The following is a 22,511-nucleotide window of genomic DNA, read 5'->3' on the forward strand; positions in this document are numbered from 1 at the left end:
ACTTGATCGAAGCCTTTCTGGAATTTGTATAAATTCAGAGAACAGTGAATCGGCGTAATTGGCCAAGAACGTAACACTACGGCGTAAATTACAATTTCTCAAGCCGCCCAATTTTGTAAAAAGAAGACACTGCTTTGTTTACAAGACCTTTTATGTCTATATCAGCAACTACAACGTTCGGTAACTCTACCGATGTTTCATCCCTTTTCGGTCATCTTTTTTTAATTATGATTATTTGATCATCTATACTCTGATTACTATCTACTGTAAGATTCCCAATCAATATTATCTTTTGCCCATTGTTTAGCGGAGGTTGTCGGAATTCCTTTCTTGCCATTGAAGGTATTCTCCAGCGGCCAGGAAACACCTTTTCCCGCTCCGAATATAGAACGATACTTTTTAACAAAATTGGTAGGATCGTTTTTAAGATCATCTGTAATCTCTTCCATATCAGAAAGCGTACGCTCATACTTCCGGCCTGATAATGATTCTGCAATATCAGCCAGATCTCCGTAGGTGATTGTATCACCCGCAATATAGACGATCTCATTTTCGATCTGTGGTTCTGTAAAAAAGATCTCAGCGGTAAGACGGCCAATATCATCCGGTGTGGTCAATGTAACTGCCGTATCCCATCCACCTATAGCATTAATCGATCTATTTTCCAGATCTAAAATGCCGAAGAACGGTTCAAAAAGATAACTGGTAAACATACCTGTGGAAATAATGACCCATTTTGTGGCACTTTGTGATCTCAAAAGCTCTCTCACATCAAGCTGCTCATCAAAAAGATCCTGCGCACTTCCCCGCCCTATCACTTCAAAGTCCACTCCGAACTGCCAGGGAAAATATCTTTTGACGCCGGCTTCAATAACTGCATTGGCCAACTTCAGCTGAAAACCTCCAGCGCCTGTACCATAACCTGTACATGAAACAATAGCGTCGTAATTTCTGAAAATATCAATAAGCTCAGAAGAGGGAGCGGACAGATCACCTGCGAGCAATTCCGCACCCAATTTCCGGATCTCTATAACATTCTTTTTCTTATCCGGATCTTCAGAGTTGATCGTTGCTTCTCTCAGCAGTACGGTTACTGTGACGTTATTATAGTTTTTAGCCTTTTTTGATATATTTCGGATAACAGGCAAACCTAACTCACCTGCACCCAAAATTAAAACTGATGTATTTTCCATATTAAAATAATTAAAATATGAATCCATTATCCTAATGAATTCTTTTTCATAAGCAAAATTACCACCTTCAAATCCCAAAAGCAATAAGACACCTCATTGTGAGCTACTTACATCTATGTTAGTTTTTTGAGTTTTAGTCACATTAATTTTAAATGAAGGTCAAATTTTATTTTCTAAATGCATCTTTATTTTAAAGTTCCTTTTGGCAAAAGTTTTTTCATTAGAAAAATCTATCTTTATTAGCATTAAATATACTTTATGGAAAGACTGATGACGGACGAAGAAATCGTAAACGCCTGGGACGACATTTGCAAGGTACTGAACAAAGAACAGGATCAGCTCAAACATGATATACTAAATCATGTCGGCAACAAATGGTCACTCTTTGTCATTCACGCGTTGGGAATAGATGGTAAAATGCGTTTTACAAACCTGGAGAACCACATTAAGGGTATCAGTCAACGAATGTTGACCAAATGCCTGCGCGAACTGGAGAGAGACGGTCTAATTTTAAGGACCGTCCATCCAGAAGTTCCGCCAAGAGTAGAATACGAATTAACAACTTTAGGTCGTGGCTTATTGGTGCAGGTTACTCCACTTTGGTTATGGATTGCCCGTAACAGCAATGAGCTAAACCAGGCAAGAGAAAACTACACGAAGTAGGCTCAACGAATCGAAATTTCTGAAACAAAGTAAACTTTAATGTATTAGCCTATGAGGATTTTATCAGTTAATGTTTTACGACAAAACGCTTTTCAGCACTTCCTTTAAGGATTATCTTCAGTGCCTCTGGCAGATTGTCAATTGAAATGACCTGTACCATTTCTGATAAAAAATCCGGTTTGAAATCATCGGCAAGAAAGCTCCATATTTCCTCTTTAAATGATAATGGCTGCTCCACGGAATCTATGCCAATCAATCTGACCCCTCTCAAAATAAAGGGATAAATGCTTGTAGCCAAGTCCCCGGATGCCACATTGCCGCAACAAGTTACTGCACCTCCGTATTTGAGAGACTTTATCATTCCAGACAGTATGTTTCCGCCAACGCAATCGATACCTCCGGCGAAATCGGTGGCACTACGGCGTAAATTACAATTTCTCAAGCCGCCCAATTTTGTAAAAAGAAGACACTGCTTTGTTTACAAGACCTTTTATGTCTATATCAGCAACTACAACGTTCGGTAACTCTACCGATGTTTCCACCCCAGCTATTTTTTTATACTCCTATTGGCTGGTCGCAGGGCGACCTTGCAAAAGCAGAACGGCGCGCCCCGGGAGATGATCGGCAAGTACGAGCGGGGTGAGGCCGTACCCTCCATCGAGGCGGCAAAGAAGATCACTTCGGCGCTGGGCGTGACGCTACCTTGCCGGCGATGCCAGTAGCAGCCTTCGACCGCCGGACCGTAGAAAGGATACAGGATATCGAACAACTTGACGAGGGCGAAAAGCAGCAAGTGTTCGCCCTGTTCGATGCGTTCCTTGCCAAGAACAAGATGCAGGCGATACTCAAATAAAACAACTGCGCCCAATCTTTGTCGGATTGGACGCAGTTGTTTTAAGTCAACATTATTATTTTAGGCTTCTCCGTTAACACGAAGATCATAGACCACCTCTTTGTCAATATCAACTTTGATGTTCCAATAATGGCTACATCCATCCAAGACAGTTTCAATGTCTTCGGAGAGCCTTTTTTTATCTGCGCCAGATTTTCACACAAAGTTTAACCAAAGAACTTTATCGCCATTTTCATTTATGACTCCAACATACTGCCGAATATACTTTTTGAGATTCTTATGAATAACCGGACACCCCTTATCACCTTGATTAATCAATGGGGTATTTACCGTTTTAAGGTTTTCTTCTAATAGTCTTTCTGCGACATTGATATCTTTTTCATCGGGACGAAGCCTAACACACCTGTTTGTCGCTTTCAAAATCGGATAGGGGGGCATATTCCGTTGGCGACATATTACCTAGGCTGTCGTGCGGTCTGTGATTGTTATAGTCATCCATCCATTGCCAGGTCACTTTCCTAACTTCATCCAGGATGTCAATCAGGTAACAGTCCAGCACATTTTCAGGGTAGATAAATACAAGAACCATCTCAGTGATTTTCATGATTGGAAGCTGAAGCCGCATGCACAGAGCTGGAGAGTGTTTCCTAGGAATATCTCCGATATAAGGTAATTAATATTCAAACTTTATTTATTTAATTTCTATTTGTTAAAATAGATTGATTTAAAACTGCTTATTTTTATTATATTTGTTCAAATAAGATATACAATGAGCAAATCTAGTGTTATTCCTGTCCATAAAATAATTGAGCGCCTTCAGTTTGAGAACCCTTGGTGGGTGACTAAGGAGATTCCTTTGGTTTATAAAGAAATGTCCAAACGGCTGTATTTTGATTTATTTTATCCCTTTGTCCAGGAAACGGATATTAGGCGTGCTGTTGTTTTAATGGGGCCAAGAAGGGTTGGAAAAACAGTGATGATGTTTCATACCATAGACCAGTTGATTAATGACGGTGTTAATCCTCAACGCATATTCTTTGTTGGGATAGATAATCCGATATACGTCCAATTGAGTTTACAGGACATATTAGATTTATGTTTGGATTCTCTTCAATTGAAAGATCTAAGCGGTACTTATATTTTTTTTGACGAAATCCAATATTTAAAAGATTGGGAGAGACATTTAAAGGTTTTGGTAGACACGTATCCAGATACTAAATTTATCGTTTCAGGTTCTGCTGCGGCAGCATTGAAATGGCATAGTACAGAAAGTGGTGCAGGAAGATTTACGGATTTCATGTTACCACCACTTACTTTTCAGGAGTTTATTCATTTGAAAGATAAAAATCATCTGATTGTGCAAGGTCAAATAGAATATGACCGTAGTCCTATTCCGTATTGGTTGCCATTAAGTATTGATGAATTAAATACAGAATTTCAAAAATATCTTAATTATGGTGGTTATCCAGAGGTTGTGTTATCTGAAAAAATTCAAAGTGATATGGGACGTTATGTGAAAAGCGATATTGTTGATAAGGTCTTATTGAGAGATCTGCCCAGCTTATATGGAATTAAGGACGTTCAGGAGCTCAATCGTTTTTTTACTTATATAGCCTATAATACTGGAAATGAATTCTCATACGAAGTGATGTCAAGAGACAGTGGGATACAAAAAGATACGTTAAAAAAGTATCTGGAGTATTTGGAGGCTGCCTTTTTGATCAAGGTTTTAAATAAAGTCGATATTAATGCGAAAAGATTAAAGAGAGTGACCAGTTTCAAGGTATATCTTACTAATCCATCTTTAAGGACAGCCCTTTTTTCTCCGGTAAAGGCTACAGATGATGAAATGGGAAATATGGTAGAAACGGCTATTTTGTCTCAATGGATGCATCGGGAAAACTTAGATTTAACATATTCGCGATGGAAAGACGGTGAAGTAGATTTAGTCCTCGTCGACCAGCAAAAGTTTAAACCACGTTGGGGAGTAGAAATTAAATGGAGTAATCGTTATTTTGAGAAACCTCAGGAATTATCTAGCTTAATCCAGTTCTGTAATAGCAATAGCTTTAAATCTTCCATGGTTACATCTATAGATAAATTAGGGGTGAAACAAATTGGGGATATAAATTTCACATTTATTCCTGCTTCGATCTATGCTTATAATATCGGTGAGAATACATTAAAAATGAAAACGAAATCTTATTTATAATTCAATGGCTTTTGAAAGGATTTTTCGAACAATACCAACCCTGGTGGGCAGCACCTTTTTTGTCGCTGTCGAGCACCTTTATCGGGGTCTCGTCTGCCCGTAAATAGCCTTTTGCTTTTGTATCGAAGACCAATTGTTCATAAAGTGGTTCAAGTTTGATCAGTGCCTCTTTTGTCCAGCCTTCGATGGTCGAGGAAGCGATCTGTATGTTTTCTCTGGCGAAGATCTGCTTCTGGCGGTACAGCGGGAGATGATCTTGGTATTTACCGGTCAGTATCATTGCCAATAAGCCTGCCTCCCAGTATCCCTCTGTCGATGACACGCTCTGGAAGTTCGCCAATACGTACACCATCTCCATTTTTAGGGGTGTATTTATAGCGGATATAACGTTTGATATAAAACTTTGCCGGTTCGCACTCCAGTACCTCGGTGAGTAATCTCAGTATTACCAGAGTCATGTTTAACTGAACAACCTTTCTATTTTCCTAGTTGTTCTTTCTGCTTGAGACAGTTATTCAGATAGCCGTTGAACCTGAATTTTTATTCTTATAATATTTTTTTACAATATTTACTATCTTAGTAAAAGCCAAATAACTGAAAGCCAGACAAGTCATCAACTAAAATACTTAAATATGAAAAGACCTTACCTAATTACCTTATCATTGTTGCTATTGTGTAGCTTCAATATTGTCGCAAGAGGGCAGCAGCAGTCTAAAAAACCGCTTCCTAAACCAGCCATAGACAATCCCATAAATGTAGATACAAGTGAGTTTAAAAACATCATCACAGCTCCTTATAACCTGTTTTACCTAAGTAAATATCTCGACAACCCTACTCTGAATTCAAGTGAAACTGAAATGATATATGGGAGTCTAGTGAATTTAGTTGGAAAAGATAAGCTAGATGCCGTTGGAAAAGACTCTCCGTATACTACAATTGCCAATTTTAAAAAGAAAGCAATAAATGCTAAGGCTTTATTCATAACAAAATTGTTAAATGAAAATAAAGGAAATAAAGCTCCCGCCAGTTTAAAAACATTAGCTGAATTGCTGGAAGACTATAATAAAAAAAATGATGAAATTGCTGCTTTAAATGAAGGTATTGCTGTGTTAAACATCAGAAAAAGAGACATTGATAACGCAATCACTGTTTTAAAGAATCCTATACAAACTACTGTTAATCAAGACTCAATTATAAAGAGATTTCAGGATCTGCTTGACACACCTAGGTCATCTATCAGTTCAATCGATCAATTAAATACATTGTTAGGCCTACAAAAAAAATCACTGGATGACAGTTTAAAAAAAGAAATTGCTAAATTGGATACAAGCGGTATATTGATAAAATGTGCGAAGAAATTATCTGAAGATATCGACAAAGAAACCAAGCATTTGGCAGATAGCTTGTTAAAAAATGGGATCTTTTCAATGGATATTAAAAGCTATTTCAATGAATATCATCCGGCCCAGAAAGCATCATTTCAAATAAATCTAACTACAGTAGCTCAGAATGCTCAACAGGGATTGAATTATACGGGGTTAAGTATTCCCTCACAATCCCAAATGATAGATGCCATGGCTATGTTCCTGGCAAAAAGAGCAAAACAGGAAGCCGCTATTTGGTTTATGGACCAATTGCGCAAAAGAGTAAATAATCCCCTGATATATGATGTTTTTCCAACTACAATTGAGTTATTAGATGGACTCTCTGATTACAGAACAGCAAATTTTGGTACTTCTTGGCGATACGCTATCTCGAAGGATTTTGTAGAAATGCCACGAAATGTTTCAAAAAGCAGCTGGACAAGACAGTTTTTGACGCCACAAAATGCAGCAAACCTGGAAATAGCTGTCGAACTTGGATATAATATTGACGGGTTGATCAAAGCGAGATACAATTATAGAGATATCATTCGTCAATTATATCTTAATCCCTCTTACAGTCCTGATCCGAATATATCAACAAATATTGCAGGGGGAATAAATCAATATTCCCACAACATCATTGCGTTACTATATATAGTGACAAATGAATTATTTACCATTAAAGATAAAAACACTTATAGGCTCCTGGGATATGAAGAACTAAAAACGTTGGATAAAAAGCAATGGGACATCTTAATTGAACTGCTCAGATTGAAATACGGGGAAGTATTTGAAAATTTACCAGGCACCAAAAAGGATATAATTGATAAGAAAGACAAAATCATCGCTTGGTTAAGTCCAATTTTATTGTCTTTAGGTCAATTCGACAAGATCAATCAGGAACAGCAGGCTTTGATCGAAAAGAATAAGTCGGACCAGATAAACCATTCATTTTCCAATACATGGAACATACTTGCACAAGTGATTTCTAATTTTGAAAATTACCCTCTCCTAAACAATAAGGATAATAATGATCAATATTTGAAAAACATCAAAAACGTGTTTGATATTATAGAAAACATTCAGGAGAAAAATTTCGTTGCCGCTACACAGAATACTTTGGCGTTGGTAGATTCATATTACAAAGCCGGTGTTTCTCAAAATCTCGTAGCTATAGATAAGTTAAAAAATTTCGCATCAAAAAAACATCCTGACAAAAAGTATGAATTAAAATACGAAGCAAATAAAACACGATTTACGATTAAGCTTAATAATAAGGAAACGGTAATAGAGAACGAAGATTTGGAATATATTAAGTATTTGGGTACAAACCTACAGCGTCTTGATGAAAACGACCGATCAGCCTTCATCACAACAAGTAAAAAAACTATTCAAGGAAGGAAGGTGTTATCAGGATTAAAAGAGATAGCAGGTGTATTACCCCGTGATAGCTCGAATAACAAAGATTTGATATATCTAATTAACCGTATAGCTCTTTACAAAATCGTATCAGAAACGAATAACCCAAGTGAACATGCTGCAGCAATAAGTTTATTTTCTGGCTCAATTTCCAAAATGGACAATCTTGTTTCAGTTTTACCAAAGTTATCAGAAATGTCGTACGCTAATCAACTGGTTAAACTGTCAGGATTTTTTGGAGACGTTATCTCTTCCTCTTCATCGGCTGAACTAGCAAATGTAATCGAGTCGCATGCACTACCTCCGACCTCTTATAAATTAAAAAGGAAAATGTCTTCATCTGTGGATTTAAATGCTTATGTCGGAGCATTTGCTGGAAGAATTGTTCCAATTGGAAATTCGTCATTAAATTGTAAATGGACAGGCGGTATAACTGCCCCAATAGGTGTCACCATCCGACCTGCAGGCTCCTTCTTCAAATATTTTAATTTCAACGTGCAACTGCTGGAATTAGGAAATCTCGTAAATCACTATCTTATTACGCCAGACTCAGCCTACAATAAGGACGTCCATTTTAGCGAAGTCTTTAGTCCCGGAGCTAATATTTTATATAATATTAAAAACACCCCTTTCGTAGCATTTATTGGAGGAAAACTGCTTCCGTTAAAAGCATACTACGACGAAGGACTTAAGAAAACGATTAATGATAAGGCTTTCGACGCTGCGATATTTAGCATCGGATTGAAAATTGATATTCCGCTCGTCAATCTACATTCCGGCGAGTGATATGCTGAACACACTCGCTAAATTCGAGATGATATGGGGTATTTATCAAAATCGGGATCAAAAAATAAATTAAAAAGTTGATCAAATAAAAATGCCACCTTATTTAATATCAGGCGGCATTTTTATTTCGACATGCATAATACTTACATTTCAATCGAAGCTATTTCTTTAAGCGGATATACCACCATCGATGGTAAAACTGCTTCCAGTAATATATCCCGCTTCATCCCCTACCAAGAAATTAACTAGCGCTGCGATCTCCTCGGGCTGCGCAAAACGCTTTAAAGGTATCGCGTTCATATAATGTTGTCGGACAGCCTCGTCTGCTTTTTGTAGCATATCTGTATCTGTCGCTCCGGGCTCTACGCTATTGACCGTAATTTGTCGAGGTGCTAAGTCCCAAGCCAATCCTCTCGTATATGCAGAAATAGCAGCTTTGGTCGCAACATAATCTGATAAACCTGGCCCTCCGATCCGGATACCGCCAACGGAGGCTATATTTACGATACGCCCGCCATCTGGCATATACTTTTGCGCAGTACGTACGGCTTCGGCCACCGAACGGATATTTACATCGATTTGGCGATCGTATTCATGCGATCTTTCGTCAGACGTTTCGATAGCACCTCCTACCGATAAAGCAGCATTGTTCACCAGTATATCTATCTTCTGAAATAGAACTACAGCATCTTCAATTGCTTTGCCAACTGCCCCCTTCTGTGAACCATCTGCTTTGATTGCGAATGCTTTGCCACCATTCTGATTTATCTCACCTACAATCTGCTGTGCTACCTGATCAGAATTTAGATAGGTAAAAGCAACTGTAGCACCTTCTTTTGCTAGACGCTCCACGATGGCACGTCCCATACCACGTGTTCCACCGGTAATGAACGCTACTTTTTCATTTAATTTTGACATCTTATTTGAATTTAATTTTTTATTCCAATCTTATTAAACGGATATTTCCGGGCAGTAAAATGGCCCTTAGGAAATGTCCAGCTTTAGCCTTTTTAATATGACGTCACAAATTTTCCATTGCCCGTCAAACCGCTATCTTTCATATCCGAAATTCTTGTGTTTAGAGAACCTTGATAACCACTTTTCCTGTGGTATGATTGCTTTCTATCGCCGAATGCGCCAATGGGATTTCGTCGAGTCCAAATCGCTTGGATATGTAAGGCGTTAATTTTTTTTCTTCCAACAACCGGGCAAGTGCTTTCATATCTTGTCCATTTGATACTACGTTATTGTAAAATGCATTAATATTGCGCTTATCTGCCAAGTCTGCCCACTTACTGCCTACGATATGATCCCAGAGGCTAAGCAAGGTTGCACCATCCTTAAGCGCCTGCATAGATTTAGCAATATGCTCATCACGTAGTCCTTCGATGACATAATCAACCGGAGACAGGATATCAAGAAAATTGGTAGTCTGATAATCTATAAACTCATCGGCTCCCAATCCCAATACGAACTCTCTTTTAGCGCCTGATGCCAATGCGATAACATAAGCCCCAAAATATTTAGCGAGCTGAACTGCGAAATGGCCTACTCCACCGCCAGCCGCTGTTATAAATACCCGGTCACCAGGCTTGATCCTGAACTTATTCAACGGCTGCCACACCGTTAATGCAGCCATTGGTACTGCGGCGGCCTCTTCATAGCTAATATTCGCTGGCTTGAGCGCGATATCATTGATACTCGCCACCACGTACTCGGCGTAGCCTTTGGCATGTCCCGGTGTCGTATAGGTCGGAAAGTTCAACAAACCAAATACCGCATCACCTACTTTGAAATGTGCTGTATCCGCTCCTATCTCCACGATCTCCCCAGAGATATCCCATCCAAGGATCTTCGGTGATTCTCCATTGAAAATATAATCCAATCGACTATCCCTTCGAGCATACACATCAGTCGGATTGATCCCTATGGCATGAACTTTTATAAGAACCTCTCCATTTCCGGGATGAGGTATAGGGAGATCTGCCATCATCAGCTGTTCTGTGCCTCCCTGGGATTTTAAAATAACTGCTTTCATTGTGCAATCAAAATTTATTTATAGCACAAAGTTACGATGCTCATTACTGGAATATGGAGTTACTATCACCGATGATACCCACGGGCACAAACCCACCTTAAACACTTTGATCAATAGGGGCACAAATTGCTTAATTGAACTAAAAAACTTAATTTAGTACCACAGATATTAGGTTACATATAATGGCTGAAAGCGCAAAAACTAAAATAGATAAAGATGATGTACAGGCGTTACAGGATACCATCTATGTGATAGGTGGTAAATGGAAGCTACCGATCATCTATTCAATTTGTTGCGGCAACAAGCGATTTACTGATATTGAACGCAGTATTCCGGGTATCACAACAAGAATGCTTTCCCGAAATCTGAAAGAGCTCGAGGACAATATGCTGATTATCCGAAAAGTAGACCCTGACTTCACGACTATCATTGAATATGAGTTTACCGAGCACGCCAAAGCCTATGGCAACTTGATATTGCAGATGATTGATTGGGGGAAGGAACATAAACAACTCATCATTAATGAGAACAGGCTGCAAAAACAAAAAACACCAATTTTCTAAATAAAGATCTACAGATCCTACAATCACAAAAAGGAACCAATGTTTTTTAATGAGCTATAACTCTCCTATCAATAACTTGAATAATGTCCTCCCTGCAAAATCCCCTCTAAAAATTTATGGGTATATTTGGTAATAACATCTGAGCGGAAAAAGCAAAATATGCCAACAACTCGACAACAAGGAATTGACAGCATGGGTAGGGTTTAATTCAGTTTTATACTATGGATGCAAAAGAACTTTTAAGAGAACATATAGCAAAACGGGCGTCGCTTACCCCGGAGGAATTTGATTATGTCTTTGAGCATTTTAAGCCACTTTCTTTTAGCAAAGGACAGATGGTCATACGGGAGGGTGATAAAGTAAATTGCGAGTATTTTGTCGTTTCAGGATGCTTAAAGACATTTTACATCAATGATGATGTAAAGATGTACATTCTGCAATTTTCAATGCCCACATGGTGGGCATCTGATTACAATGCTTTGTACGCACAGACCAAAGCTACGGTCAATCTGGACTGTATTACCGATGTTGAGCTGCTCGGCCTTTCCAATGAAGACCGGGAAAAAATCTGCAGCGAAATACACCAAATGGAACATTTTTTTCGCTGGCGTACCAATGGTGGCTATGTCGCATCCCAAAAACGCTTGCTTTCCTTTATGAACAATAACGCCAAAACCAGGTATGAGGAATTGCTTCGTATGTACCCGCAATTATACAACCTCGTTCCCAAGCACCTGATTGCTGCTTATTTGGGCGTATCAAGAGAAACACTAAGCCGTCTTTACAATTCACACAAGAATGTGATGTAAGTCACGTAATTTTTGTTCTGTTCATTGCCACCTTTGACGGTGTAATTAAAAAAGAAATATCATGTGGAACGATACGAAAATTACCCGGTTAATAGGTATTGATTATCCAATATTGCAGGGACCCTTTGGCGGCAACCTTTCGTCTGTTGAATTGGTAGCAGCCGTTTCCAATATGGGCGGTTTGGGCGGTTATGGTGCTTATACATTAAGCCCGGATGAAATTATTGGCATTGACAGCAAGATAAAAGCAGCCACCGGCAAACCTTACAATCTTAATCTATGGGTATCTGAAACCGATGCGCCCGGCGGGCTGGCAACGGATGAGCAGTACGAACGTGCAAAAAAGGCTTTCAGCCCTTATTTTGAAGAACTGAACATTCCCTTTCCCGAAAAACCCGCTCCTTTTAAGACCCGGTTTGAAAATCAATTAGCCGTCGTGCTGGATATTCGCCCAAAGGTGTTCAGTTTCGTGTTTGGTACTTTGCCCGCTGACGTGATGGAAGAATGTAAAAAAAGAGGCATTGTAACGGTAGGTGCAGCGACAACGCTGGATGAAGCTATGGCATTGGAACGCTCAGGCGTGGATGCCATTATTGCTTCTGGGTTTGAGGCAGGCGGTCATCGCCCGTCTTTTATGGCTTCGGCGGAATCATCCACGACCGGAACATTCGTACTGCTGCAACTAATCAGCGAAAAAGTGAAAGTGCCTGTAATAGCTGCGGGAGGTATTGCTGATGGCAAAGGCATCGCAGCGGCACTGACGTTAGGTGCTGATGCAGCACAGATAGGTACGGCTTTTTTAGCCTGTGACGAATCCGGTGCGCTGCCAGCCCACAGGGAAATGCTATTTTCGGATAAAGCAAAATATACGACCCTATCAAGAGCCTATACCGGTAGACTGGGCAGAGGGATCAGCACACCGATCACCAAAAACTTGGTGGGACATGAGCAGTCTATTTTGCCATTCCCCTTGCAAACTACATTAATGTCTTCATTGCGAAAAGCAGCCATAGAGCAACAAAAGTCGGACATGGTGTTTTTTTGGGGCGGACAGATTGCGCCCCTGTTGAAGCACAAAAAGGCATCCGCCTTAATGCGGTCACTTGTCGAAGGCACGAATGCACATTTTGATGCAATGAGATAGTACCTCCAATTTGCTCCAACTTTTTTGACTTTTAGAGAATGTGATGTAGGTCACGTAACTGCCCCCTGATTACATCGTTACTTTGTTGTAGAATTTTAAAACAATAAAAATTTAAAAAAATGAGAACACAAAAATTCAACATCGTAACTGCACAGAGCAACATCGACTGGGTAGGTAAAAAAGTAACCGGAGCACACAACGGAACCATCAATCTGAAAGATGGAGAAATCACTGTATCTGAAGGTCAGATCAAAGGAGGAAGATTTGTGGTAGATACAACATCTATCAAAATATTGGACATCACAGACCCTGCGACCAACGCACAATTTGCAGGTCACCTGGCTTCTGATGATTTCTTTGGTATCGACCAGCACCCCGAAGCCTACTTCACCATCACGTCTGTACAAGGTGACCAGGTTGAGGGGGATCTTACCATCAAAGGCATTACAAATCCGGTGGTATTCGACATTAAGGCTACCATTAATGACGACACGTTTACGGCAACGGGTAAAATCGTCATTGACCGTACCAAATACGGGATCAAGTTCCGTTCCGGTAATTTCTTCCAGAACCTCGGCGATACACTCATTTACAATGATTTTGAGCTGAATGTATTATTAACCGCAAAAGCAGTGGAAGAAGCTGCTCACGCATAAATCTTATTGTCATGCCATTCGTAAAAATTGAAATCACAAAGGAGGGCGTTACCCGTGAGCAAAAACAGCAATTGATAAAAGGCGTTACCGACCTTATTACAAATACGCTGAACAAAGATCCGCACCTAACCCATATCGTTATACAGGAAGTTGAATTGGACGATTGGGGCTATGCTGGAGAACAGGCCTCCGTATTACGTGAAAAAGGCATTACTGCCGATAAAAAATAAGATTATGAGCAAACAGACAATTATTGTAACCGGAGCATCATCTGGTATCGGTGAAGGGGTGGCCAAATATTTTTTGGAAAAGGGCGATAATGTAGTCATTAATTCCACCACACCGGAAAAATTGGAGCGTGTGTACCAGCAATTAGGCGGCGGTAACAATCTCGCAATGGTGGCAGGCAACGTAAAGGACAAAAAGACCGGAGCACGGTTGGCCGACGTTGCTTTGGAAAAGTTTGGCAGCATTGACGTACTGATAAACAATGCCGGGATTTTTGACAACAAGCCTTTTCTTGAAGTGGACGAGGCATATCTTGACAAGTTTTTGGACACCAACCTGAAAGGAACGTTTTTCACTTCGCAAGCCGTTGTTCCGCAAATGCTGAAACAGCAGGGAGGCGTGATTATCAACATTGGTACACCGCTGGTATATTATGGGTTAGGTGGCGCTCCGGCTTCCGCCCCCGTAGCAAGCAAAGGGGCCATCCATGCACTAACAATCCAATTAGCTGCCGAATTTGGCAGCCGGAATATACGGGTAAATACAATTGCGCCCGGTGTGATACGTACTCCAATGCACGGTGACAGCAGCGATAAAATGGCGGGCATACATCTTGTGAACCGTGTGGGCGAAGTGCAGGACGTTGCAGAGATGATTTACACCGTTGCCAAAAGTAATTTCATTAACGGGGCTATTATCAATGTCGATGGCGGCATGGGAGCTGGTCACAATTTAAAATAAGATGAAAAACATACAATTAATCGTTTTGCTGTCCTGCATTTGTTGGGGCAGCAAAGCTCAAAACAAAATTAAAATGGAAACGCAAAAAGAAAAAATAGCCGCTATTTCTGATGTATTGGAAAATCGGTATTTCAAAGGGATTTACGAAGGTAATGTTGCTTTATTAAGCACTGCTTATCATCCTGGCGCACTGCTCTTTGGGGATGTGAAAGGTCAGCCTTACGCAAAAAATCTTGCAGAGTATCTTGATGGGGTCGCACACCGACAAAGTCCGAAGGATTCGGGCAAGCCATTCCATGGCGAAATTCTCAAGATTTCTACCGTCAACTCGATTGCTATTGCTGAAGTGAAAGTGAAGATGTACGACTTTTACTATCATGACTACCTTTCATTTCACAACATCGATGGCCAATGGTTAATCGTAAATAAGATGATGACAGATACAGCTGATCAAATATAAGGAACGAAGCACATGAATCAACATACAATTGACGGCTTTGCCAGATATGGCAGATACGACTACAGGAGAACGGGCATACTTATCGTGGATCCGTATAATGATTTCTTGCATCCTGATGGCAAATCTTATTTCAAATCAAAAGCAGTGATTGAAAAGATCAATCTGCTGGATAATATGTCAGCCATAATAAATACCGCACGAACGTTGGGTATACAGATCCTATATGTCCCCCATCATCATGCCGAACCCAATGATTATAGGCATTGGAAGTACCCAACAGCGACACAGCTTTCGACTAATGAGCGGCAGCTTTTTGCGAAGGGTTCGTGGGGAGGAGAATTTCATCAGGATTTCTTACCTACGCCAGATGATATTATTATTAAAGAGCATTGGTCACAAAATGGATTTGTAAATACTGACCTTGACTTTCAACTGAAACAGCATGATATTGACCGAATAATCCTCATTGGTATGTTGGCAAATTCCTGTATCGAAGCGACAGGCCGCATGGCGATGGAACTAGGGTATCATGTTACACTGGTAACGGATGGTACTGCTGCATACTCATGGGAGAATATGCACGCCGCTCACGAAATTAATGGTCCAACGTATGCTCACGCTATCTTGAAATCAAATGAGCTGATTCATATCCTGAATATGGAAGGTTAACGTTTTGGATACCACACTGATAAAATATAAAAAACGACATGGGTACAATATGAAAATAGCAGATCAAATAGTCGATTCGAGTTTTAGCGCTATAATAAACGCTCCGATCGAAAAAATAAATATTCCGGAATGGGTATTTAGTTTAACAGAAGCAGAATATCAAAGCTGCTCGCCAGCACATATCACGGCAGCGAAAGGAATAGGTGCCGACGGGCGGCGAATGTCAGTCAATGTTGAGGTGATAGGCGGCAACCCTATGGTTCAACATTACCAGGAGGAAATTTCAAAGCCACACCAACTCGTTCTGACATCTTTCTCGGATGTATTCACCCCTACGGGACGAGTCGTTATACATGTGCAATGGGAACTTTCCGTAAAAGCAATCAACGACAAACAAACGGAATTTACGAACCGGGTAATAACTCACGCAACCGACGAAATGATGTTAATACTCGCAAAACAAGGAATCCCATTTGAAACTTTTAAAGCGCAACGGCAACCGATTTCCATAGAACACAACCGTGGCGAAACTCCTCTATTTGCAGCCAGTATCGAGCGTCAAACATTAGGGCTGGCTACAGGAAAAACGGACACCATTGCTGAAGCTTGACCATATCCCAAGTTTATAGTAGATTTGGAATAGACCATATTGGATTTTATTTAATTGATTTAAACGATGACCAACGAATTATTTGAATTTGAGATTTTAAAAGCTAGCAGAACCAGGTTGCTCCAATTATTAGAAACGGTTGACAACAAAATATTATTTAAAATCCCTGAAAACTTCAACAATAATATAGTTTGGCAGATTGGCCACTGTATCACATCCCAACAGAGGCATATGTATATGCGCAGCGGGCTGCCAATGCATATATCACAATACACCCCCTTTAGCTTACCAATTGGCATCACCATAACCAATCACCTCCAAGCACTTCAGGCTGCTAACTTTCACGAAGCCGAGCACTATGGAATAATATTGAGCTATTTAAAACTTCTAAATTAAATAAGGTATAAGTATGCCCTATCTCAATGTAATAATGCTTCATTAACCGGAAATCATAACACCTCTAGATCAGTGCGGGAATAGGTGGCATTGTTGAACAGTTATTTTTCTTCCGACAAGCCGCAGAATATATGCTCGTTACCGACAGGTGTATGTATGATGGATACCATGAGGATATGTTATGCGTAGTTGATACTATCTCAAAATTTAACAAGGATAATAGACTGAAAGTCAATTATTATCCTTACCTTTGACCAAAAGTTCTGCTACTTATTTAACCCCACTTAGCAGATAACGAAAGTGAATTCACGGTCTTCCTATCAACAGGAAAAAGATTCGACGTCAAAAGAAACAACAGCACCCTTAACAATTCCACATGTCACCATCTATAAAATTCAGTAATGTAAATACATTCTTTTCAAAATCACTCAGAGTAAGGGTAAACGAATATTTTAAAGTTAGCGGTAAATCTAAAACAGGCGATTGGAGGGTTGGTTTAAAGGCGGCCATCCTATTTGCTTCATTTATAGGTCTTTACACACTACTTATATTTGTGCAACCTTATTGGCCTGTCAGTATCCTATTGTGTTTGTTCTTGGGCCTCAATTTTGCAGCAATCGGCTTCAATATCATGCACGATGCCGGTCACAATTCTTTTTCGCGCAATACGAAGATTAACACCATACTCTCATATTCGTTGAACCTTGTCGGGGGCAATATATACTTCTGGAAACTTAAACATAACATCGCTCACCACACGTATACCAATATCGAGGGAGAGGACCATGATATTGAGATCAAGTTCATGCGTGTGCACCCCGATCAGCCAGTCAAAGGTTATCACAAGTGCCAGCGATACTACTTTATTTTCCTATATGGCGTATCTTACCTCGCTTGGATTTTCTTTCAGGACTATGAAAAGTACTTTCGGCAAAAGCTCGGTAAGAACTCCGAAAGGTTTGCTTTTCCGCTTAAAGAGAGAGTTATCTTTTGGATCAGTAAAATGTTCCATTTCGGTATATTTATAGTCATACCGGTGATCGTTGTCGGATGGTTGCCGACCCTGGTCGGTCTGTTGGTGGCGGGATTATTGTGCGGGATCTGCTTGGCAACCGTCTTCCAGCTTGCACATGTGGTTGAAGAAACGGAATTCAAGTCCATAGTAACCGACAAGCTAGAGGAAGAATGGATGGCACATCAGGTGCAGTCGACAGCTAATTTTGCCACTAGGAATAAGGTGTTGACCTGGCTGCTCGGTGGATTGAATTTTCAGGTGGAGCACCATCTTTTCCCAAAAATCTGCCACGTGCATTATCCTGCAATCAATAGGATCGTAAAGGAGACCTGCAAAGAGCTCGGTATCAAGAACATTGAATATGAGACCTTTCGGGAGGCATTCAAATCCCATATACGGGTCATCCATAGCCTGTCCCATTAGAAATCCTTCTATTCCAGCTACGCGCAGAAGAAGGCAATTAGGTCAATTGAGGTCTGGTTGCCGATCGGTTTTTCGTCCACGTATCAGTTTTGCTAAAAAAAAGCGGGCAAAAGCCTGGTCTAATAATCCAGCTTTATACCCGCTCCAAATTAATCTACCTTAGTGCAAGTGCATATTATAAGCTATTTTTAAATCGCCTATTTTCTTTTTTTACGGAAGACATTATCCGTTAAATCTTTAGAGACAGTATCCTTTTCTTTTTGATAGGATGACTGCGTTTTCTCTTTTGTGCTTTTTTCCTTTTTTGTGTTTTTACTCATGATGTATGGATTTTATAGTGTGTATGATCCTTTCTCCTTTTCAATGTTCATACTTGATCTGGAGGAATAATATTAAGCCGTTTTTCTCTCTGAGGTACGCTAGCAGCTAGTTGTTGAACTAAAAATTTCCGAAAGATATATTGTGGAGAATTTAAAGATAAAACAAGTGATTTATCATATTTGATCTACCGAATGGGGTTATATGAAATAGTAGATACTAATATTAAATGTACAAATAATAATTGACAATGAAGCATCTATTGTTCAAAAAAAACTATCTCACAGGTTCTTGTGTGTAATCCTCCATCTTAAGCCTTGCCATTAAATAACTTATGGTAGATTCCGCACCTTGATTGATATTGACAGCATGCTCTTCTAGACCATCAAAACAGCCTCCGGTAATGGGATTATAAACGATCTGTCTAATATGATTCCGTCCCAAGAACCAGTCGAATACTATTCGGATAGTCTTCTTATATTGCTCATCCTTTGTAAACTTATAGAATCTATCTAGTGCAATAATGGTATAAGCAACATCAATGGGCTGCTCTCCGCCCCTTGGCTCGGTTCTCAGCTGGCCGCGCTGTGCCCACCCTTTGTTGGAAATTACATGAATCTCATCGTCGACAATAATCCTGCTCAACAAGAAATCAAAGGATTGATAGCCGATGTCTCTATATCTTTTATACCCAGTTGTCTCATAGGCAATCAACATGGCTTCTGGGATAACACTATTGCCATAGGTCATGTAAGATTCATACCAATGCCAATCTGTAGAGCTCTCATGTTCAAACATGGCTGCCAAACGATCCGCTAGGACTTCTATGATAGCTTTATAATTTTTGCCCTTCTTAAAACTCAGGCCCTTAATGGTAAAGGCCATGGATCTTGTCGAATAATACACTAATGCATGCTCAGATGCACGCTCCAAAAGCTCTATCGCAAATATTACTATCCTTTCAGGCAAAAGATCGGCCATACCAACCACTTCACCCAGAGCCCAGACAGCCCTGCCATTGGCATCTTCAAGATTCTCCTGTTTATTTTGTGTAGTAAAATTGCCGCTCCTGTCTACATAATTCAGAAATGTACCATTTTCTTGCATACAATAACCTATAAAATCCAAGTATTTCTGGATCAGGTCAATGGTTTCATAAGATTCATATATTTTATAGTGATGCAACATGGCTATAAGCGCTCTTGCATTGTCATCCAATGCATAACCGCTTGCAAGGTCGGGCATAGAGATGTCCGCAAACTGAACAAATCCACGCCCCTCAGACATCCGAAAAATATGATCCAGGTTGACGGGAGGGACTGAGTATATCATTTCCCTCTTTTTATCTAGCAGAAGCTCAAAAAGATCAACATGAGCTATGGCAACGTTTTGCCAGGAGGTCTTGACCATTTTTTGAAGATTCACACGATGGATTTCCCTTAATTTAAGTTCATCATCCAAAATTTGATTGACTGCAGCCGCAACCTGCTCAGAGTCTTCAAAACCAACTATGGTCCCCATATCTTCCTTTAAAATCTCTTTCACGTGAGGGATTGGCGTCGAAACAATGGGGCAGCCAGCGCTCAGCGCATAAGAAAATGTACCGCTAACCGCCTGTAAGGGGTCTTTTGAGGTAAAAAGATACACATCGGTGATCGATAGATAGGCTAATAAGTTTTCTGTTGAAAGAAATTCATTAACAAAACGGACATGATCTGAAATGTCATATTGATCTATGATTGCCTCAAGTTTGTTTCTATACGTCTCTCCTTCATATCGTAAAAGATTGGGGTGTGTCATCCCTAAAATAAGAAACATTACATTTGGATGCTGTTCGATAATAGCGGGTAGTGCGTAGAGTGTTGTTTCTATACTCTTGCTGGGTCCCAGTAAACCGAATGTACTGAGGATTTTCTTGCCCACGAGACTATACCGCTCAAGAATGGCGTGCTTATCCGTCGCCGGAGCTAAATGCGTGCCATGCGCAATTACCGTTATTTTACCGGCAGGAATTTTGTAAGTAGCAATAAGGATATCGGCGGATCCTTGTGTCATCACGATAATTTGCGAACAATTATAAGCAATAGCATATACATTTTCAAGCATCGTGCAATCTGGCGCTGGCAGCACCGTATGGAAAGTCAGGACAATAGCAAGTTGTGCTGCATTAAGATCCTTGAGAAACGTTATGAACTTAGTTTCTTGACCAACGAAAAGGCCAAACTCATGTTCGATACAAATCAATTTAATGTCCTGATCAAACAGTATGTTTTCAAGAATAGTATCGAAAGAAAGTGGGTTTGCTATATCTAGTTTCCCTAATGGACCATCTTCTTGAGATGTAATATCATCTATTATCGGTATAGGAATTAGTCGATAAGACTCTTCAAATTTACTCGCGATAGCCTTCATTAGATCTGTTGTGTAGGTTGCAATACCGCAGGCGCGTGGAGGATAGGTGGATAGGAATGCTATTCCTCTTTTTGTTGCTGAAATCATTGTTGGGTTTTTAAGTTAAGTCCTTGCATACGATCTTCCTGTATCTTTGACAAGGTGCTGCACGTAGGGAGGTTTATAAATATACAAAATTAAACTGTAATAAAGGCATTAATAGTTCTATTGAACTCTCGTGCTTCTTAAGGATACACTTAATAAAAGTTGTCTGCTTTTTTTATGCAAAAAAACTGAACCAGATCGTTACAGCCTATCTCTTCAGAGTTCGGAATTTTTGATAAAATTATTGAGTGGGTCACCTGACAAACTAAAAAACGTACTCAACAAAGGGCTGACGGTGATAAAATTTAACTATAACGTTTTCCACTTTTTGTATTACGAATCGCTGCTTTCCCAAATCGATGATGCTGTGCAAGGGCAACAAGTCAGTAGTCTACGGGCGTCCAAACCCTAGTTTTCGTGGATTGATTTCAAATGATCAACTGGGTAATTTTGGATACACTAAAAGAAGAATACGATGAAAAAGTTATTTTGCATAGCTGCACAGGTTTTTACCTTATTATTGATGAGCTCGTGCTCAAAGGATGGTGTCGATAGTGGTAGCGGCCCCAGCACTTACCCCACTGCCTTGAAGGGAACAATCTATTACGATTGGGCAACTGAAGGGGTTATTAAGATGAGCTTACCCGATGGTATCGGTGGATCCTTTATACCAGACGACACGAAACTGAATAATTTTGACATTTCGCGCGATGGAAAATGGAAACTAACCTCCGTAAATGCCAGCAGATTGGGACAATACGATGTAAAGTTTACCATCAGTGATATGAACAGCGGAAACATCGTTGAAGAGTTTATTTATAATAGTCCTGCCGGTAATACCTATTGTAAAGGCTATCTATCGCCCGACAACAGCCTGATCCTGGTCACATCGAATGACTTTGAAGACGGGTTGACTATTTTGAAACGAAACGGTGAATTTGTGACACGTATCGTGGACATCAATGGTGAACGGCTAGGTTTCAACGAATCCCGCTTATGGCTACCCCGCAACAACATTGTCTTGACACATGGAAAATATATCATCAAGTTGGCTCCCCCTTATAAGTCGGGAACATTAGTGAAAGAAATGAATTATCAGGACTGGGGCAAGTTGACCGTGAACCAGGAAGGAACACAATTCGCTCTCAACATCGGCAATCATATCTACACCATGGATATAAACGGTAACAATCTGAAGCAGATCACGTCGAGCAATTTCAAAGAATCTGTACCGGAATTTTCTCCTGATGGAAAATATGTATTGGTTGGTACAAATTATCGATCAACGGGAACACTTGGATACCTTTGGGACATGAAAATTATTCCGAATGACGGCAAGCAACACGATGTTGGCTTAGAAACCAATGGCGCTTCCGATGTCCTTCCTGTGATCTGGAAAGGAAAAGATAAAATTGAAAGTGCTGATGGACAGATGATTTGGCGATAATAAAAATT

The 22,511-nt window shown here is 40.1% G+C and carries 24 protein-coding genes and 1 pseudogene; 17 read left to right on the plus strand and 8 right to left on the minus strand.

The features are described 5' to 3' along the window. Window positions 1-257: 257 nt before the first annotated feature. A complete protein-coding gene (locus tag K7A41_RS01680) occupies window positions 258-1,193 on the minus strand; it encodes an aromatic alcohol reductase (protein WP_265712317.1) in 936 nt (311 codons plus the stop codon). 258 nt (window positions 1,194-1,451) lie between these two features. Here K7A41_RS01680 and K7A41_RS01685 point away from each other — a divergent pair, with 258 nt between their 5' ends. Then, window positions 1,452-1,856, plus strand: a complete 405-nt coding sequence (locus K7A41_RS01685) for a winged helix-turn-helix transcriptional regulator (RefSeq protein ID WP_265712318.1) — start codon at window positions 1,452-1,454, stop codon at window positions 1,854-1,856. Between the two features lie 67 nt (window positions 1,857-1,923). On the opposite strand, the gene K7A41_RS01690 is transcribed toward K7A41_RS01685, so the two are convergent. Beyond that, complete coding sequence (locus K7A41_RS01690; protein WP_265712319.1) at window positions 1,924-2,298, minus strand: hypothetical protein; 375 nt, start codon at window positions 2,296-2,298, stop codon at window positions 1,924-1,926. A 175-nt stretch (window positions 2,299-2,473) separates the two neighbouring features. On the opposite strand from K7A41_RS01690, the gene K7A41_RS23730 reads away from it, so the two are divergent. Next, complete coding sequence (locus K7A41_RS23730) at window positions 2,474-2,578, plus strand: helix-turn-helix domain-containing protein (protein WP_416221941.1); 105 nt, start codon at window positions 2,474-2,476, stop codon at window positions 2,576-2,578. Next, window positions 2,569-2,709 (plus strand): hypothetical protein, encoded by a 141-nt coding sequence (locus K7A41_RS23735; RefSeq protein WP_416221940.1) that lies wholly within the window; start codon window positions 2,569-2,571, stop codon window positions 2,707-2,709. Before K7A41_RS23730 ends, K7A41_RS23735 begins: the two co-directional genes overlap by 10 nt. Window positions 2,710-3,103: 394 nt before the next feature. Here the strand turns inward: K7A41_RS23735 and K7A41_RS01700 are convergent, their stop codons facing one another. Continuing rightward, window positions 3,104-3,313 (minus strand): integrase core domain-containing protein, encoded by a 210-nt coding sequence (locus tag K7A41_RS01700; RefSeq protein ID WP_265712321.1) that lies wholly within the window; start codon window positions 3,311-3,313, stop codon window positions 3,104-3,106. A gap of 165 nt (window positions 3,314-3,478) precedes the next feature. Between K7A41_RS01700 and K7A41_RS01705 the strand changes: the two genes are divergently transcribed. After that, the gene (locus K7A41_RS01705; RefSeq protein ID WP_265712322.1) at window positions 3,479-4,921 is read left to right on the plus strand and encodes an ATP-binding protein; all 1,443 of its coding nucleotides are present in this window, start codon (window positions 3,479-3,481) and stop codon (window positions 4,919-4,921) included. 31 nt (window positions 4,922-4,952) lie between these two features. Here the strand turns inward: K7A41_RS01705 and K7A41_RS01710 are convergent. Next, a pseudogene (locus K7A41_RS01710) lies at window positions 4,953-5,355 on the minus strand (IS66 family transposase); the annotation flags it as partial. 198 nt (window positions 5,356-5,553) lie between these two features. Between K7A41_RS01710 and K7A41_RS01715 the strand changes: the two are divergent. Beyond that, window positions 5,554-8,490, plus strand: coding sequence for a hypothetical protein (locus K7A41_RS01715; protein ID WP_265712323.1), 2,937 nt, complete (start codon window positions 5,554-5,556; stop codon window positions 8,488-8,490). 168 nt (window positions 8,491-8,658) lie between these two features. Here K7A41_RS01715 and K7A41_RS01720 read toward each other — a convergent pair whose 3' ends face one another. Both K7A41_RS01720 and K7A41_RS01725 read right to left on the minus strand, forming a co-directional pair. Continuing rightward, the gene (locus tag K7A41_RS01720) at window positions 8,659-9,408 is read right to left on the minus strand and encodes an SDR family NAD(P)-dependent oxidoreductase (protein WP_265712324.1); all 750 of its coding nucleotides are present in this window, start codon (window positions 9,406-9,408) and stop codon (window positions 8,659-8,661) included. Between the two features lie 160 nt (window positions 9,409-9,568). Continuing rightward, complete coding sequence (locus K7A41_RS01725; protein ID WP_265712325.1) at window positions 9,569-10,528, minus strand: NADP-dependent oxidoreductase; 960 nt, start codon at window positions 10,526-10,528, stop codon at window positions 9,569-9,571. Window positions 10,529-10,710: 182 nt separating this feature from the next. On the opposite strand from K7A41_RS01725, the gene K7A41_RS01730 reads away from it, so the two are divergent. The 11 genes from K7A41_RS01730 (at window position 10,711) to K7A41_RS01780 (ending at window position 18,242) form a co-directional block, all read left to right on the plus strand. Further along, a complete protein-coding gene (locus K7A41_RS01730; RefSeq protein WP_265712326.1) occupies window positions 10,711-11,091 on the plus strand; it encodes a winged helix-turn-helix transcriptional regulator in 381 nt (126 codons plus the stop codon). Window positions 11,092-11,312: 221 nt separating this feature from the next. Continuing rightward, the gene (locus K7A41_RS01735; protein WP_028071214.1) at window positions 11,313-11,900 is read left to right on the plus strand and encodes a Crp/Fnr family transcriptional regulator; all 588 of its coding nucleotides are present in this window, start codon (window positions 11,313-11,315) and stop codon (window positions 11,898-11,900) included. A gap of 61 nt (window positions 11,901-11,961) precedes the next feature. Next, on the plus strand, window positions 11,962-13,044 hold the full coding sequence (locus K7A41_RS01740) for an NAD(P)H-dependent flavin oxidoreductase (protein ID WP_265712327.1): 1,083 nt from the start codon (window positions 11,962-11,964) through the stop codon (window positions 13,042-13,044). A 119-nt stretch (window positions 13,045-13,163) separates the two neighbouring features. Next, complete coding sequence (locus K7A41_RS01745) at window positions 13,164-13,700, plus strand: YceI family protein (RefSeq protein ID WP_265712328.1); 537 nt, start codon at window positions 13,164-13,166, stop codon at window positions 13,698-13,700. Window positions 13,701-13,711: 11 nt separating this feature from the next. Next, complete coding sequence (locus K7A41_RS01750; protein WP_265712329.1) at window positions 13,712-13,930, plus strand: tautomerase family protein; 219 nt, start codon at window positions 13,712-13,714, stop codon at window positions 13,928-13,930. 4 nt (window positions 13,931-13,934) lie between these two features. Beyond that, window positions 13,935-14,669 (plus strand): SDR family NAD(P)-dependent oxidoreductase, encoded by a 735-nt coding sequence (locus K7A41_RS01755; RefSeq protein ID WP_265712330.1) that lies wholly within the window; start codon window positions 13,935-13,937, stop codon window positions 14,667-14,669. A gap of 1 nt (window position 14,670) precedes the next feature. Beyond that, the gene (locus K7A41_RS01760) at window positions 14,671-15,129 is read left to right on the plus strand and encodes a nuclear transport factor 2 family protein (protein ID WP_265712331.1); all 459 of its coding nucleotides are present in this window, start codon (window positions 14,671-14,673) and stop codon (window positions 15,127-15,129) included. A gap of 12 nt (window positions 15,130-15,141) precedes the next feature. Further along, complete coding sequence (locus K7A41_RS01765) at window positions 15,142-15,798, plus strand: cysteine hydrolase family protein (protein ID WP_265712332.1); 657 nt, start codon at window positions 15,142-15,144, stop codon at window positions 15,796-15,798. A 49-nt stretch (window positions 15,799-15,847) separates the two neighbouring features. Further along, a complete protein-coding gene (locus K7A41_RS01770; protein WP_265712333.1) occupies window positions 15,848-16,408 on the plus strand; it encodes a hypothetical protein in 561 nt (186 codons plus the stop codon). A gap of 66 nt (window positions 16,409-16,474) precedes the next feature. Further along, a complete protein-coding gene (locus K7A41_RS01775) occupies window positions 16,475-16,804 on the plus strand; it encodes a DinB family protein (protein WP_265712334.1) in 330 nt (109 codons plus the stop codon). Between the two features lie 376 nt (window positions 16,805-17,180). Further along, complete coding sequence (locus K7A41_RS01780) at window positions 17,181-18,242, plus strand: fatty acid desaturase family protein (protein ID WP_265712335.1); 1,062 nt, start codon at window positions 17,181-17,183, stop codon at window positions 18,240-18,242. A 197-nt stretch (window positions 18,243-18,439) separates the two neighbouring features. On the opposite strand, the gene K7A41_RS01785 is transcribed toward K7A41_RS01780, so the two are convergent. Together K7A41_RS01785 and K7A41_RS01790 are read right to left on the minus strand one after the other, a co-directional pair. Next, a complete protein-coding gene (locus tag K7A41_RS01785; RefSeq protein ID WP_265712336.1) occupies window positions 18,440-18,562 on the minus strand; it encodes a hypothetical protein in 123 nt (40 codons plus the stop codon). Window positions 18,563-18,836: 274 nt separating this feature from the next. After that, on the minus strand, window positions 18,837-21,059 hold the full coding sequence (locus tag K7A41_RS01790) for a glycosyltransferase (protein WP_265712337.1): 2,223 nt from the start codon (window positions 21,057-21,059) through the stop codon (window positions 18,837-18,839). 472 nt (window positions 21,060-21,531) lie between these two features. Here K7A41_RS01790 and K7A41_RS01795 point away from each other — a divergent pair, with 472 nt between their 5' ends. After that, window positions 21,532-22,503: a hypothetical protein gene (locus K7A41_RS01795; RefSeq protein WP_265712338.1), complete on the plus strand. Its 972-nt coding sequence runs from the start codon at window positions 21,532-21,534 to the stop codon at window positions 22,501-22,503. Window positions 22,504-22,511 lie beyond the last annotated feature (8 nt).

The sequence above is a fragment of the Sphingobacterium sp. InxBP1 genome, assembly GCF_026191775.1.
GTDB classification, from domain to species: Bacteria; Bacteroidota; Bacteroidia; order Sphingobacteriales; family Sphingobacteriaceae; genus Sphingobacterium; species Sphingobacterium thalpophilum.

Bases quoted from the DNA above. Each gene is read 5' to 3' on its own strand.
- K7A41_RS01735 (WP_028071214.1), top strand. From the start codon at position 11,313: ATGGATGCAAAAGAACTTTTAAGAGAACATATAGCAAAACGGGCGTCG.
- K7A41_RS01750 (WP_265712329.1), top strand. From the start codon at position 13,712: ATGCCATTCGTAAAAATTGAAATCACAAAGGAGGGCGTTACCCGTGAG.
- K7A41_RS01700 (WP_265712321.1), bottom strand. From the start codon at position 3,313: ATGAAAATCACTGAGATGGTTCTTGTATTTATCTACCCTGAAAATGTG.
- K7A41_RS01715 (WP_265712323.1), top strand. From the start codon at position 5,554: ATGAAAAGACCTTACCTAATTACCTTATCATTGTTGCTATTGTGTAGC.
- K7A41_RS01680 (WP_265712317.1), bottom strand. From the start codon at position 1,193: ATGGAAAATACATCAGTTTTAATTTTGGGTGCAGGTGAGTTAGGTTTG.
- K7A41_RS01770 (WP_265712333.1), top strand. From the start codon at position 15,848: ATGAAAATAGCAGATCAAATAGTCGATTCGAGTTTTAGCGCTATAATA.
- K7A41_RS01795 (WP_265712338.1), top strand. From the start codon at position 21,532: ATGAAAAAGTTATTTTGCATAGCTGCACAGGTTTTTACCTTATTATTG.
- K7A41_RS23735 (WP_416221940.1), top strand. From the start codon at position 2,569: ATGCCAGTAGCAGCCTTCGACCGCCGGACCGTAGAAAGGATACAGGAT.
- K7A41_RS01725 (WP_265712325.1), bottom strand. From the start codon at position 10,528: ATGAAAGCAGTTATTTTAAAATCCCAGGGAGGCACAGAACAGCTGATG.
- K7A41_RS01745 (WP_265712328.1), top strand. From the start codon at position 13,164: ATGAGAACACAAAAATTCAACATCGTAACTGCACAGAGCAACATCGAC.
- K7A41_RS01775 (WP_265712334.1), top strand. From the start codon at position 16,475: ATGACCAACGAATTATTTGAATTTGAGATTTTAAAAGCTAGCAGAACC.
- K7A41_RS01705 (WP_265712322.1), top strand. From the start codon at position 3,479: ATGAGCAAATCTAGTGTTATTCCTGTCCATAAAATAATTGAGCGCCTT.
- K7A41_RS01780 (WP_265712335.1), top strand. From the start codon at position 17,181: ATGTCACCATCTATAAAATTCAGTAATGTAAATACATTCTTTTCAAAA.
- K7A41_RS01720 (WP_265712324.1), bottom strand. From the start codon at position 9,408: ATGTCAAAATTAAATGAAAAAGTAGCGTTCATTACCGGTGGAACACGT.
- K7A41_RS01685 (WP_265712318.1), top strand. From the start codon at position 1,452: ATGGAAAGACTGATGACGGACGAAGAAATCGTAAACGCCTGGGACGAC.
- K7A41_RS01755 (WP_265712330.1), top strand. From the start codon at position 13,935: ATGAGCAAACAGACAATTATTGTAACCGGAGCATCATCTGGTATCGGT.
- K7A41_RS01785 (WP_265712336.1), bottom strand. From the start codon at position 18,562: ATGAGTAAAAACACAAAAAAGGAAAAAAGCACAAAAGAGAAAACGCAG.
- K7A41_RS01765 (WP_265712332.1), top strand. From the start codon at position 15,142: ATGAATCAACATACAATTGACGGCTTTGCCAGATATGGCAGATACGAC.
- K7A41_RS01730 (WP_265712326.1), top strand. From the start codon at position 10,711: ATGGCTGAAAGCGCAAAAACTAAAATAGATAAAGATGATGTACAGGCG.
- K7A41_RS01760 (WP_265712331.1), top strand. From the start codon at position 14,671: ATGAAAAACATACAATTAATCGTTTTGCTGTCCTGCATTTGTTGGGGC.
- K7A41_RS23730 (WP_416221941.1), top strand. From the start codon at position 2,474: ATGATCGGCAAGTACGAGCGGGGTGAGGCCGTACCCTCCATCGAGGCG.
- K7A41_RS01790 (WP_265712337.1), bottom strand. From the start codon at position 21,059: ATGATTTCAGCAACAAAAAGAGGAATAGCATTCCTATCCACCTATCCT.
- K7A41_RS01740 (WP_265712327.1), top strand. From the start codon at position 11,962: ATGTGGAACGATACGAAAATTACCCGGTTAATAGGTATTGATTATCCA.